The 13132-nt window shown below is 66.5% G+C and carries 13 protein-coding genes; 5 read left to right on the top strand and 8 right to left on the bottom strand.

From position 1 onward, the window contains the following. Positions 1-36: 36 nt before the first annotated feature. Entirely contained in the window at positions 37-255 is a 219-nt protein-coding gene (locus P1K30_RS00295; protein ID WP_275630673.1) for a hypothetical protein, read from the top strand. Between the two features lie 34 nt (positions 256-289). Here the strand turns inward: P1K30_RS00295 and P1K30_RS00290 are convergent, their stop codons facing one another. The 3 genes from P1K30_RS00290 to P1K30_RS00280 all read right to left on the bottom strand — a co-directional run bounded on the left by P1K30_RS00290 (position 290) and on the right by P1K30_RS00280 (position 1810). Further along, positions 290-637 carry a hypothetical protein gene (locus P1K30_RS00290; RefSeq protein ID WP_275630672.1) on the bottom strand — a complete coding sequence of 116 codons (348 nt, stop codon included), beginning with the start codon at positions 635-637 and terminating at the stop codon, positions 290-292. Between the two features lie 253 nt (positions 638-890). Then, positions 891-1346 (bottom strand): Lrp/AsnC family transcriptional regulator, encoded by a 456-nt coding sequence (locus tag P1K30_RS00285; protein WP_275631542.1) that lies wholly within the window; start codon positions 1344-1346, stop codon positions 891-893. An 8-nt stretch (positions 1347-1354) separates the two neighbouring features. Beyond that, complete coding sequence (locus P1K30_RS00280; protein WP_275630671.1) at positions 1355-1810, bottom strand: Lrp/AsnC family transcriptional regulator; 456 nt, start codon at positions 1808-1810, stop codon at positions 1355-1357. Between the two features lie 132 nt (positions 1811-1942). Here P1K30_RS00280 and ilvC point away from each other — a divergent pair, with 132 nt between their 5' ends. The 3 genes from ilvC to P1K30_RS00265 all read left to right on the top strand — a co-directional run bounded on the left by ilvC (position 1943) and on the right by P1K30_RS00265 (position 5079). After that, positions 1943-2965 carry a ketol-acid reductoisomerase gene (gene ilvC / locus P1K30_RS00275; RefSeq protein WP_275630670.1) on the top strand — a complete coding sequence of 341 codons (1023 nt, stop codon included), beginning with the start codon at positions 1943-1945 and terminating at the stop codon, positions 2963-2965. 211 nt (positions 2966-3176) lie between these two features. Then, positions 3177-4475 carry an MFS transporter gene (locus P1K30_RS00270; protein WP_275630669.1) on the top strand — a complete coding sequence of 433 codons (1299 nt, stop codon included), beginning with the start codon at positions 3177-3179 and terminating at the stop codon, positions 4473-4475. 106 nt (positions 4476-4581) lie between these two features. Further along, on the top strand, positions 4582-5079 hold the full coding sequence (locus tag P1K30_RS00265) for a P-loop nucleotide/nucleoside kinase family protein (RefSeq protein ID WP_275630668.1): 498 nt from the start codon (positions 4582-4584) through the stop codon (positions 5077-5079). A 9-nt stretch (positions 5080-5088) separates the two neighbouring features. Here the strand turns inward: P1K30_RS00265 and P1K30_RS00260 are convergent, their stop codons facing one another. Then, positions 5089-5283 (bottom strand): hypothetical protein, encoded by a 195-nt coding sequence (locus P1K30_RS00260; RefSeq protein ID WP_275630667.1) that lies wholly within the window; start codon positions 5281-5283, stop codon positions 5089-5091. 240 nt (positions 5284-5523) lie between these two features. Between P1K30_RS00260 and P1K30_RS00255 the strand changes: the two genes are divergently transcribed. After that, positions 5524-5994, top strand: coding sequence for a GyrI-like domain-containing protein (locus P1K30_RS00255; RefSeq protein WP_275630666.1), 471 nt, complete (start codon positions 5524-5526; stop codon positions 5992-5994). A gap of 6 nt (positions 5995-6000) precedes the next feature. Here the strand turns inward: P1K30_RS00255 and glmM are convergent, their stop codons facing one another. The 4 genes from glmM to glyS form a co-directional block, all read right to left on the bottom strand. Then, on the bottom strand, positions 6001-7350 hold the full coding sequence (gene glmM, locus P1K30_RS00250; protein WP_275630665.1) for a phosphoglucosamine mutase: 1350 nt from the start codon (positions 7348-7350) through the stop codon (positions 6001-6003). Positions 7351-7515: 165 nt separating this feature from the next. Beyond that, a complete protein-coding gene (locus P1K30_RS00245) occupies positions 7516-8190 on the bottom strand; it encodes a cell wall hydrolase (RefSeq protein WP_275630664.1) in 675 nt (224 codons plus the stop codon). A gap of 195 nt (positions 8191-8385) precedes the next feature. Beyond that, positions 8386-10932, bottom strand: coding sequence for a putative PEP-binding protein (locus tag P1K30_RS00240; RefSeq protein WP_275630663.1), 2547 nt, complete (start codon positions 10930-10932; stop codon positions 8386-8388). Positions 10933-11070: 138 nt separating this feature from the next. After that, positions 11071-13131, bottom strand: coding sequence for a glycine--tRNA ligase subunit beta (gene glyS / locus P1K30_RS00235; protein ID WP_275630662.1), 2061 nt, complete (start codon positions 13129-13131; stop codon positions 11071-11073). Position 13132 lies beyond the last annotated feature (1 nt).

Below are 13132 nucleotides of genomic sequence, written 5' to 3'. Positions count from 1 at the left end.
CTCATCCCACTCGCCGAAGGCCAAGGGAGGCCACCGATGACCACGTTCACCCTCAAGCGCCGCCTGCAGCTGGTCTGCGCGCTGTTCCTGCACGTTCCGCTTGTCGCCATCGTGGCCTATGCCGTTTCGACCGGCTTCACGCAGCACCTGACGATCATGGGCATCGCGCTTGGCTCGACCCTGCTGGCAACGCTTCTGGCGGTTCCCTACATCGGACGCGCGATGGACGACGCCCTGCCCACTCCGGCGGAATGATCTGCGGGCATACGATCCCGGCTTCGACGCGGGATCAGAAGAACAGGTAGAAAATCCACGCCAGCAACGCGACTTTCGCCGCCACGACCGCGACCACAAGGCCACGGTTTTCCGGCGCGAGCAACGCATCCAGGAATCCCGGGCGCGATGCCACCGTGTCGCCCCACAGCGACGCCTCGATCGCGCGCTGCACCCGCGCCGGCGGCGCGACTTCCGGCACCTCGTCCTCGTCGCACAGGGTCGACAGGCGCGCGTTCCAGAACTGCATCGCGGCGCGCAGCTCGGGGTCGCGCGCGACCTGCCGCAGCGCATGGCGTCGCTCTTCGCCTTCCAGAAGGCCAAGCGCGAGTTCCCCTGCGAGTGCTGTTTTTTCGTCTTCCAAGACGCCGGCCGCCTCCTGCGGATCTGCTGCGGGCTGACACGAACGCCAGAGTGCCGCAAACGGCACCCCGGTTCAACGTTTCCGGCCCTGATGCAGACATCCACGCGTGGGTTACGGAAAAGTTTCACCGCCGGATCAATTTTCTGTCAGACCAAGATTCCGCGCGCGCGCCCCTTCTTCTCTTTAAAAATACCTCGGGGGAGCCGCGCAGCGGCGGGGGCAGAGCCCCCATCGCCCCCTCTCGGATAAAACGTCAAAGCGGCCCCGGCAGCCGCTCTTCGCTTAGCATCACGTTCGCCTCGACCGAGCCGACGCCCGGCAGGGCCATGATCCGCCGCCGCAGGACGCGTTCGAAATCGGCAAGGTCGCGGGCCACCACGCGCAGGCGATAGTCGTACAGGCCAAGGACATGCTCGACCCGTTGCACCTCGGGGATCGCGCCGAGGATGCGTTCGAAGTCGTCCAGCGACACCCGGCCCTTGGTCGCCAGCTTCACGCCAAGAAACACCGTCACGCCAAAGCCGAGCTTTTCGGCGTCCAGATCCAGCCGCCGCCCCCGGATCGCGCCGGACCGGTACAGCCGCTGCACCCGGCGCCATGCGGCGGGCTGGCTCAGGCCGACCATGCGGCCCAGTTGCCCCGCCGACCGGGTCGCGTCCTCGGACAGCAGCAGCAGCAGGCGGCGGTCGGTGTCGTCAAGGTCCGTCACGTCGTCCGTCATACCGGCAGCCACTCTTCGGCCTTCACGGTGGCGACATGCACCAGCGCCTCGATGTCCGCGATATGCGGCAGGGTCAGGATGTGGTCGCGGTAGATCCGCTGATAATCCTTCATGTCCCGCGCGATCACGTACAGCCGCACGTCGACCTTGCCGAGGAACGTCTGGATCTCGATCACCTCGGGCACCTTGCGGGCGGCGGCAAGCAGCTCGTCGAAGGCGTTCTGCTGGGTCTTGTCCAGCGTCACCCGCAGCGACACCTCGACGGTCCAGCCCATCGCGCGCCAGTCGATCACCGCGCGGGTGCCCCGGATCACGCCCGTGTCCTTCAGCTTGTCCAGCCGCCGCTGGGCCTGCGCCACCGACAGCCCGGCGTGCTCGGCAAGGTCGCCCACTCCGCGCGCCGGATCGTCCTGCAACAGGCGCAGCAATCGCCTGTCCGTGTCATCAAGCATGATTTTCTCGCCATTCCGCAATTTGGCGCATGATTATCACGAAATGGCGGCGCATTCCATGCCCCGCATGTCTCGCGCCTTTTTTCGCGGCAGTTTAGGAACGGGGTCGAACTCAAACCGGAGGACCCGATCATGCGCGTCTATTACGACCGTGACTGCGACATCAACCTGATCAAGGACAAGAAGGTAGCGATCCTGGGCTATGGCTCTCAGGGCCACGCCCACGCGCTGAACCTGCGCGACTCGGGCGCCAAGAACCTTGTCGTCGCCCTGCGCGAAGGCTCTGCCTCGGCCAAGAAAGCCGAAGCCGAGGGCCTGACCGTCATGGGTATCGCCGAAGCCGCCGCGTGGTGTGACCTGATCATGTTCACCATGCCCGACGAACTTCAGGCCGAGACCTACAAGAAGTACGTCCACGACAACCTGAAGGAAGGCTCTGCCATCGCCTTCGCCCACGGCCTGAACGTGCACTTCGGCCTGATCGAGCCGAAGCCCGGCGTCGACGTCATCATGATGGCGCCGAAGGGCCCCGGCCACACCGTGCGTGGCGAATACACCAAAGGCGGCGGCGTGCCCTGCCTTGTGGCGGTCGACAACGACGCATCGGGCAAGGCGCTGGAAATCGGCCTGTCCTACTGCTCGGCCATCGGCGGCGGCCGCTCGGGCATCATCGAGACCAACTTCCGCGAGGAATGCGAAACCGACCTGTTCGGCGAGCAGGCCGTGCTGTGCGGTGGCCTTGTCGAGCTGATCCGCATGGGCTTCGAGACCCTCGTGGAAGCCGGCTATGCCCCCGAGATGGCCTATTTCGAGTGCCTGCACGAAGTGAAGCTGATCGTGGACCTGATCTACGAAGGCGGCATCGCGAACATGAACTACTCGATCTCGAACACCGCCGAGTACGGCGAGTACGTGTCCGGCCCGCGCATCCTGCCCTACGACGAAACGAAGGCGCGGATGAAAGCGGTCCTGACCGACATCCAGACCGGCAAGTTCGTGCGTGACTTCATGCAGGAAAACACCGTCGGCCAGCCGTTCTTCAAGGCGACCCGTCGCATCCACGACGAGCACCAGATCGAAGAAACCGGCGAGAAGCTGCGCGGCATGATGCCGTGGATCTCGGCCGGCAAGATGGTCGACAAAGAAAAGAACTGATCCCGCGACACATCGCGCGACACGCTTTCGATCGCCGGCCCCTTGGGGCCGGCGATTTCATTTCAGGGGGTTAGCCATGCGTTTCCGGCAACCCCGTCAACCAGGACCGATGCGGACCTTTCCAATCGCCCCGCCCGGGCGTAGCGCAGGCTCTCGCTTCTAAAAGTCCCTTACGCCTAACGATACGAACGAAACTGTCCCGGATTCTAACATGTCAGATACACTGACCACGCCGGGCGCGACCGCCGCGCCCACCAAGCCCGTCAACGCCCCGCACAAGGTTCTGCTGGCCAGCCTGATCGGCACCACCATCGAATTCTTCGATTTCTACATCTACGCCACCGCCGCCGTGCTGGTGTTCCCCGCGCTGTTCTTCCCGGGGTCCGACCCGATGAACGCGCTGCTGGCGTCCTTCGCGACCTTCTCGATCGCGTTCTTCGCACGGCCCTTCGGCGCGGTGGTCTTCGGCCACTTCGGCGACCGGGTCGGCCGCAAGGCGACGCTTGTCGCGGCGCTGCTGACAATGGGCGTCTCGACCGTCGTGATCGGCCTGCTGCCGACCTACGCCCAGATCGGCGTCGCGGCCCCTGCCCTGCTGGCGCTGTGCCGCTTCGGCCAAGGCTTCGGACTGGGCGGCGAGTGGGGCGGCGCGGTGCTGCTGGCCACGGAAAACGCGCCTCCGGGCAAGCGGTCGTGGTACGGCATGTTCCCGCAACTGGGCGCGCCGGTCGGGCTGTTCCTGTCGTCGAGCTTTTTCTGGGTCCTGCTGCATTTCATCAGCGAGGATGCGCTGCTGACGTGGGGTTGGCGCCTGCCGTTCCTGTCGTCGCTGCTGTTGATCGGGCTTGGCCTGTGGGTCCGCCTGTCGATCAGCGAGACACCCGAGTTCGCGAAGGCCGTCGAGAAGGACGAGCGCGCCGCCGTGCCGGTGGCCGAGATCTTCAAGGGCCACAAGCGCAGCCTGTTCCTTGGCACCTTCGTGGCGCTGGTGACCTTCGTGCTGTTCTACATCTGCTCGGCGTGGCTGCTGTCGTACAACGTGCAGGTCGCCCAGATCGCGTTCCTCGATGCGCTGCTGATCCAGATCTACGGCTCGGTCATCTTCGCGGCGGCCATCGTCGTCGCCGGCATGGTGGCCGACAAGACGGGGCGGTATGCGTTCCTGATCGTCGTCACCGCGCTGATCGCCGCGTTCTCGTTCCTGCTGTCGCCGATGCTGGGCGGCGGGCTGGCCGGGATCTATGGCTTCGTGACCGTCGGGATGTTCCTGATGGGCCTGACCTATGGCGTCATCGGCGCCGCGCTGGCCGCGCCCTTCCCGACGCATGTGCGCTATACCGGGTCGTCGCTGACCTTCAACTTCGCGGGCATCTTCGGCGCCTCGCTGGCGCCCTATGCCGCGACCTATCTGCAGTCGACCTACGGCCTGTCCCACGTCGGCTATTACATGCTGGGCGCTGCGGCGATCACGATGGCCTGTATCCTTGCGATGGGCCGCAACAAGGTCTGAGACCAAGCCAAGGGCGATCCCCCGGTCTGCCGGACCCGATCCGGCGGCCGGGGTGTCCCCGCCCCCAAGGACGTGCCACTCTGCCCCGACAACACGGGAGACCGACGTGGCCGTCCTCATCTCATTCTCCGGTCTGCCCGGAACAGGGAAAAGCACCGTCGCGCGGGCGTTGTCGCGCGAGACCGGCGCCGTTTACCTGCGGATCGACGCGATCGACGCCGCCATTTGGGCCCGTGATCCCGACCGCGACATCGGACCCGAAAGCTATCACATCGCCGCCGCGCTGGCCGTGTCCAACCTTGAGATTGGGCACGACACGATTGTCGATTGCGTGAACCCGTGGGACCTGACGCGGGCCATTTTCACGGACGCCGCCACACGTGCGGGCGCACGGTTCCTTGGCGTCGAGACGCGGTGTTCCGATGCCGCCGTGCACAGGGCCCGCATCGAACAACGCAAAGCAGAGGTGCCGGGGCTGAAGCTGCCGGACTGGCAGGCGGTTCTGGACCGCGACTACACGCCGTGGGACACGGCGGACGTCCGGCTGGATACCTGCCGCCTTAGCGTGGCGGACAGCGTCGAGCGGATCACCCGCACGCTGTAGCCAGACCGATCAGGCGTCGCTGCCCTGCTTGAGACGGAACGCCGCGTCGATCTTCGGCGCATTGGTGCACCACTGGTCGCCTTTGACCTGCCAGACCGCATCGCGGACCTCGGCGCGGACGACGATCCGGTCGTCCGAGACGTCGACGATATGCGCCGGCAGCATTCCAATGAACAGCATGAGAGCTTCGGTGGTGAGACACATGGGATAGATCCTTTCTGCCCGGTCTTGTCCTCCCACATCTGAAAACTGTGCCGCGCAGTCGGGTTTGACCATGCCGGACCCCCGAAAATGCTGCACCGCAGCAAATGCGCGCGGCCCAGAGGTTCTGAATGCCGTTAAAGTGGGCGGCACGCCCGAAAAACCGGCACCTTTGGCCTAGATTTCTCTGTACCGGCGCCGGCATCGCCCTATCGTCGGAGTGAGACCCCGAGGGAGCCAGCCATGAAGTTCGAACGCGTCACCCTGCCAGAGCAACCCTATATGTATGTCGAGCGCGCGTGCCCGATGGCCGAGATCGGCCAGCACATGGGCACCGCCTTTACCGAGCTGTTCGATTTCTTCGCCCGACACGGTATCCAGCCGCAGGGCGGGCCGATGGCGGTCTATCCCTCGATGCCGTCCGCCGACACGGTGCGGTTCCGTTGTGGGGCGCTGGTGCGGGCCGAGGATCTGGGCAAGGGCGAACGCATGGTCCAAGGCGGCACCCTGCCCGAGGGGCCTGCGATGAAGACTGTGCACGTCGGACCCTATTCGACGCTGAACCAGACGCATGGCGCGCTGTGGGACCACATCACCGAAGAAGATCTGGATGCGGCGATGCCGGTCTGGGAAATTTACATCGACGATCCGCAGAAGACGCCCGAAGGCGATCTGCGGACCGAGGTGTACCGGGCCCTGAGCGAGGGACGCTAGGCGCGTTCAGGAAACGCCGGCTGCCTCGACCTCGGCGACGATGCCGTCGACGACCTGCGTCAGCAGCGCCTCGTCCTCGCACTCTGCCATGACGCGGATCAGGGGCTCCGTCCCGGATTTGCGGATCAGAAGCCGCCCGCTGCCGTTCAGGCGCGCCTCGGCGTCGCCGATGGCGGACTTGACGTTGGCCAGCGCCAGCGGTTCGGTTCCGGCGGCGTAGCGGACGTTCTTTAACAGCTGCGGGACGCGGTCGAAGCTGACCGACAGGTCCGAGGCCCGGCGGTTGCCTTCGACCATCGCCGACAGGAACTGCAGGCCCGCGATCAGGCCATCGCCGGTGGTGGCGTAGTCGGTCATCACGATGTGGCCCGACTGTTCGCCGCCAAGGTTCCAGCCGCCCGCGCGCATCCGCTCGACGACATAGCGGTCACCCACCGGGGTGCGTTCCAGCGTGATGCCCCGGCCACCAAGGAAGCGTTCCAGCCCGAGGTTCGACATCACCGTCGCGACCAGCGTGTTGCCCGCCAGCCGCTGGCTTTCGGCCCAGCGGGCCGCGAACAGCGCCATTATCTGATCGCCGTCTGCGACCTCTCCGTTCTCGTCAAGGATCATCACCCGGTCGGCGTCGCCATCAAGGCAGATGCCAACGTCGGCCCCGGTCTCGCGGATGGTGCGGGCGGCAAGCGCGGTGTCGGTCGACCCGCAGCCGTCGTTGATGTTGGTGCCGTTGGGCGAGGTGCCGATCGAGATGACCTCGGCCCCTAGTTCCCACAGCACCTCGGGCGCGGCGCGGTAGGCGGCGCCGTTGGCGCAATCCACCACGACCTTCAGCCCGTTCAGGCGGCGGCCCGTCGGGAAGGTGGTCTTGGCGAATTCCATGTACCCCCGGCGGCCATCGTCAATCCGACGGGCGCGGCCGATGTTCTCCGGGCGGGCATAGTCGATCTCGCCCTCCAGCAGTGCCTCGATCTCGGCCTCGGCGTCGTCCGACAGCTTGAAGCCGTCGGGGCCGAACAGCTTGATGCCGTTGTCCTGGTGCGGGTTGTGGCTGGCCGAGATCATGATGCCCACGTCGGCCCGCATCGAATGCGTCAGGAAGCCCACGGCGGGGGTGGGCACCGGGCCCAGCAGCAGCACGTTCATGCCGGTCGAGGTCAGCCCCGCCGTCAGCGCGTTCTCGATCATGTAGCCGGACAGCCGCGTGTCCTTGCCGATCACCACGCGGTGGCCGTTGGTGCCGTCCTTGCGGAAGAAGCGGCCGGCTGCCGCGCCAAGGCGCAGGGCAAGGTCCGCCGTCATCGGGTAGCTGTTCGCGCGGCCGCGAACACCGTCGGTGCCGAAAATCTTACGTGTCATGCCCTAACCTCGTTCCATGAACGGCCGGTGCGGGCTGATCGCCCGTCTTCCTGAAGCCTGTCTGCCGTGCAGCATATCATGGACCTACGACCGCTGACACCCGTCGCGGCGCGCACCGGCGACAGGGCGCCGGGCCGGAACGCAGCGTCGTCCGCCGCGCGCGGGTCAGGGCATGTGGTAGAAGTGGTGAACGCCGATGGTCGTGGTACGCGGAAAGCGGCTGGCCCAATAAGGATCGACAGCAACGGTATGGTAGTGCGTCGCGCCGCGCGTCAGGCGACGGTCAACGCCGCCCAGCATCAGCGCGGCGATCTTGCCCGCCCGCTCGAACGACAGGGGCTCGTGCACGGTTTCCGGGGCGCCGTCGCAGGTATAGCTGAACTGGCACTGGTATTTGCGGCCCGTGCCCTGCTTGACCACGCCGCAGACGCTGTTCGGGAACTCGGCCCGGTCGACGCGGTTCAGGATCACCTCGGCCACGGCGAACTGGCCACGGATGCTTTCGCCGCGCGCCTCGAAATACAGGGCTTCGGTCAGGCAGCTCCATGCGTCGCCGCCTTTCGGCGTCGGCAGAGCGTCGAGAAACGCGGCCGAGAATTCCACCCCTTCCGGTACGTCCGGCCGGGCGCCACGGGTCGGCAGGTTCGCAAGCCGTTCAAGGCGGCCCACGCCGATGCGTTCCAGCGCCGTGCGTTCGCGTGTGAGAAGGTCGGTCAGGCGGCCGTTCAGGGCGATGCCGGGATCGTTCGCTTCGCTAAGCACTTCATCGGCAGTCGCCACGCCGCCCACGGAGACCGCAGCAACAATGAATGCCGTCTGTACGAGACGCCGGATACCCATAACATTTCCCCCAGCTGTGCCCGCAACAGGCACAATCCAACCTGAGACGAGGGATAGTCTAAAAAACAAGACTGAGTCGAGTCTTGCCAGCCGGGCTAATGGCACTAGCGCGGCAAAAGCAAGCGTTAAAATTACAAATTATTGTTTTTTGCGAACCATGTGGTGCAAGGGATTCCAACGACTTGGCCGAATGGCCTAGTCCTTCGGATTCAAAAGCGCCAGATGCGCCGCGGCCAACCGCACCACGGGCACGCGGAACGGAGAGCACGAGACATAATCGAATCCGACGTCGCGGCAGAAGGCGATTGATTCGGCGTTCCCGGCGTGTTCGCCGCAGATCGACAGCACGATGTCGGGGTCCGTCGCCCGTGCCCGTTCGGCGCCCAGCTTCAACAGCTCGCCCACCCCGTCGACGTCCAGCATGTGAAACGGATCTTCGCGGAACACGCCCTGGTTCACGTAGTCCGACATGAAGCGGCCCGCGTCGTCGCGCGACAGGCCATAGGTCATCTGGGTCAGGTCGTTGGTGCCGAAGGACATGAACGCCGCGTGCTGGGCGATCTCGTCGGCGCGCAGGCAGGCGCGCGGGGTCTCTCCCATCACACCGAGGCGATAGTCGAACGGCTTGCCGCGTTCGTTGCGGACGGCGGCGGCGACGGCATCGATGCGGGTCTTCACCAGCTCGACCTCGCGGTTGGCGGACACCAGCGGGATCATGATCTCGGGGACGATGGGGTCGCCGTTGCGGCTGGCCTCGATCGTGGCCTCGAAAATTGCGCGGGCCTGCATCTCGTAGATCTCGGGCATGGCGATGCCCAGCCGCACGCCGCGCATCCCCAGCATCGGGTTGAACTCGGTCAGCTGCTCGACCCGGCGGGTGATCTCGGCGATCGGCAGGTCCAGCGATTCCGCCAGCCCGCGCATCGCGCTGCGGTCGGTCGGCAGGAATTCGTGCAGCGGCGGGTCGAACAGGCGGATGCAGACCGGCAGGCCCTGCATGATCTCGAACAGTTCGACGAAGTCGGCCCGCTGCATCGGCAAGAGTTGTTCCAGCGCCGCCGCGCGGTCGCCAGCGGATTTGGCGAAGATCATCTCGCGCATGACCGTCAGGCGGTCCTGTTCGAAGAACATGTGCTCGGTCCGGCACAGCCCGATCCCCTGCGCCGCAAAGCTGCGTGCCAGACGTGCATCCGCAGGCGTGTCGGCGTTGGCGCGGATGCCGATGTCGCGCACCGCATCGGCCCAGCTGAGAAGCGAGCGGAAGCTGTCGTCGAGCGCCGGTTCCAGCATCGGGACGGCGCCGGCCAGCACCTCGCCCGTGCCGCCGTCGATGGTGATCTCGTCCCCTTCGGCAAAGACCTTGCCCTCGGCGGTGGTCAGCGTCTTGCTGCGGTGGCTGATGGTGACGGACGATGCCCCCACCACGCACGGCAGGCCCAGCCCGCGCGCGATCACTGCCGCGTGGCTGGTCATGCCGCCGCGTTCGGTCAGGATGCCGCGCGCGGCGTGCATCCCGCGGATGTCCTCGGGCGCGGTTTCGCGGCGGACAAGGATGCAGGGCTCGTCCCGCGCCGCCGAGGCTTGCGCCGCCGTCGAGCTGAACACGATCTTCCCGCGCGCCGCGCCGGGGCTGGCGCCGATGCCGCGCGTGGCCAGCACGCGCTTGGCGGTCGGGTCGATCTGCGGGTGCAGGACCTCTGTCAGGGCGCGGGGGGCGATGCGCAGAAGCGCGTCGGACTGCGGGATGATGCCGTCGTCGGCCAGCGCGACCGCGATCCGCACCGCCGCGCGGCTGGACCGCTGGACACGCAGGGCATCAAGGATGCGCAGGTTGCCGTCCTCGATCGTGAATTCCAGCTGCATCTCTTCGCGCAGCTTCTCGCGGCACAGCGCGCCATAGCGGCACAGGTCCGCGAAGATCTCTGGCACGATCTCTTCCAGCGAGGGGCCGCGTTCGTCGCGGGTGAGATAGACCTGCCCCTTGCCGGGCTTCAGCGCGTCGCGGCTTTGGCTTTGGCAGCGGTAGCGGCCGGTGATCTGCGGCTCGCCCGTGGCGGGGTCGACGAACTGGATCACCCCTGCCCCGGATTCCCCCGGCCCCACGCCCAGCGCCATCCGCTGCACCACAAGGCCCAGACCGGCATCGGCGGGCGCGCCCTTGGCCTGCCGCAGCAGGCGCGCGGTGGTGCCACCCCACGCCCGCGCCATCGAGCGCAGGACTTCGCCCAGTTGCGCGGCGGGGTCTTGCGGGAAGGGATCGTCGGTTTCGTCCTGATAGGTGTCCAGCGCGCGGTCCAGCGCCTTGCGGTCCACCTTTTCCGGCTGTTCGAACATATCGGGGTCCAGCCGCGCGACATGGACCGAGTACGCCTGCACGAACCGCAGATACAGCGCCGTCGCCGCCGGTTCGCCAAGGCTTTCGGACAACGCCGCGTGGCGGTCCCAGTTCATGCCGATGTTCAGGATCGCGCCGGGGCCGCCCCAGTCGGGATCTTCGCTGGAGGGCCGCACCGACAGCAGCGGGTCGGACCCGAATTCCGACAGGATCGACGTCATCGACGGAAGCTGCCCCGCCGCGATCCGGGTCACCGTTTCGAAGCTTAGCGCGACGGTCGTCGGCACCGGCAGGTTCAGACGGATCAGCCGCTGCAGGCACTTCGCCCGGCCACCATGCGTGTGCACGCTGATCGGCGCGGTCGCTGTGATGTGGACGAATGGCTTGAGGGTGACGATCTTCTGCACTGCGGCATCTCCGCTCGGTCGCGTCATGATAGCGTTCGCGCCCCTTCGGGCAACATTAAAGCACGACTTCGCGGCAATCGCGTGGCATGTCGCCGCCCCGACCGGACAGGTCCTGCGGGGCCGAAGCAGCGGTTCGTGTCAGCCGTCCAGCCGGGTCAGGTCGGCGACGCCAACACAGGTCTGGCGGATACGGCTGAGCAGGTTCAGGCGGTTACGGCGCACCACGTCGTTGTCGGTGTTGATCTGCACAGCCTCGAAAAAGGCGTCGATCGGTGCGCGCAACTGGGCCATCGCGGCCATCGCGGTTTCGAAATCCTCGGACTGCATCGCGGGCTTGATCCGCTTGTCGGCGTCGTCCAGCGCCGCGAACAGCCCCTTCTCGGCCGGATCGTCGGCGAATTTCACGTCGGCGCCGAAGCTGTATTCGACGCCGTCCTTCTCTTCGGCCTGACTGAGGATGTTGTTGGCGCGCTTGAAGCCCGCGACAAGGTTCGCCCCGTCCTCGGTCTTCATGAAGCCCGCCAGCGCGGTGGCGCGGTTGACCAGCAGTGCAAGGTCGTCGTTGCCGTCCATCGACAGGCAGGCGTCGATGACGTCGTGCGGGATGCCCTCGTCGCGCAGGTGGACCTTCAGGCGGTCGTGGAAGAAGGACAGGAGGTCGGCGGCGTCCGCGCCCGGGTAGCCCTTGGCGAACACCTCGGTCAGGTTCAGGCGCAACTGGTTCGTCAGCACCAGCCGGATCACTCCCAGCGCAGCACGGCGGAGCGCATAGGGGTCCTTGGACCCGGTGGGCTTTTCGTCGATGGCCCAGAAGCCGGTCAGCGTATCGATCTTGTCGGCCAGCGCCACGGCGATGGACACGGGGCCCGTGGGCACCTCGTCCGAGGGGCCAAGCGGCTTGTAGTGCATTTCACAGGCTTCGGCGACGGCCTCTGGCAGACCGGCGTGGGCGGCATAGTATCGGCCCATGATGCCCTGAAGCTCGGGGAACTCGTAGACCATTTCGGACACGAGGTCGGCCTTGCAGATGCGCGCGGCCTCGTCCGCGAGGTCCGGAGAGGCGCCGACCATCGGCGCGATCTCGGACGCCAGCGCGGCGACGCGGCCCACCTTGTCGCCCACGGTGCCCAGTTGCGCGTGGAAGGTGACGGCGGACAGACCTTCGGCCAGCCCGGTCATCCCCTGCCGTTCGACGGTGCGCAGGTCGTTTTCCCAGAAGAACTTGGCGTCCGACAGGCGGGCGGCCAGCACCTTCTGGTTGCCCGCAAGGATCGTGGCGCCTTCGTCGGCGGTCTCGATGTTCGCGACGGTGACGAACTTCTCGATGCGGCCGGTCTTGGGGTTGCGGACCGAGAAGAACTTCTGGTGTTCCTTCATCGAGGTCTGAAGCACCTCGGGCGGCAGGCCAAGGAAGTCTTCGCCGATGTCGCCCATCAGCACGACCGGCCATTCGACCAGCCCCGCGACCTCGGCAAGCAGGCCCTTGTCCTCGACGACCTCAAGGCCCCGCGCGAAGGCGGCGTTGTGGGCGTCGGTCCAAATGTGGTCGGCGCGCTCTTCGGCGCGCAGGATCACCTTGGCGCGCTTGAGCTTCACCTCGTAATCCTCGAACGACGTTACCGAAAAACGGCCCGACCCCATGAAGCGGTGGCCTTCCGTCGTGTCGCCCGCCTTGATGCCGTCGACGTCCATCGGAACGACGGTGGCGCCGGCTTCGTCCGACATCAGGCACAGGATCGAATGCAGCGGACGCACCCAGCGCAGGCTGCCCGCGCCCCAGCGCATCGACTTGGGCCACGGGAAGTTGCGGATCGCGTTTTCCAGAACCTCGGCGACGATCTCGGCCGCCGGGCGGCCGGGGCGTTCGATCACGGCGAAGTAGACCTGCCCCTTCTTGTCGTCGCGCGCTTCAAGCTGGTCCTTCGTCAGCCCGGTCGAGCGCAGGAAGCCCTCTAGCGCCTTTTCCGGCGCGTCGGTGCGCGGGCCCTTGCGTTCCTCGCGGGTGGTGGGGCTTTCGGCCAGCAGGCCCTCGACCGTCAGCACCAGTCGGCGCGGGGTCGAAAAGGCGCCCGCGTGGGCATAGGTCAGGCCGGCCTCGACCATGCCGTCGGTGACAAGACGCTTCAGGTCCTGCGCGGCGCGCGTCTGCATCCGGGCGGGGATCTCTTCCGAGAACAGCTCTATCAGAAGGTCGGGCATG

The organism is Psychromarinibacter halotolerans (assembly GCF_029168315.1).
GTDB lineage: Bacteria > Pseudomonadota > Alphaproteobacteria > Rhodobacterales > Rhodobacteraceae > Psychromarinibacter > Psychromarinibacter halotolerans.
This window is presented reverse-complemented; position numbering and strand designations above follow the sequence as displayed.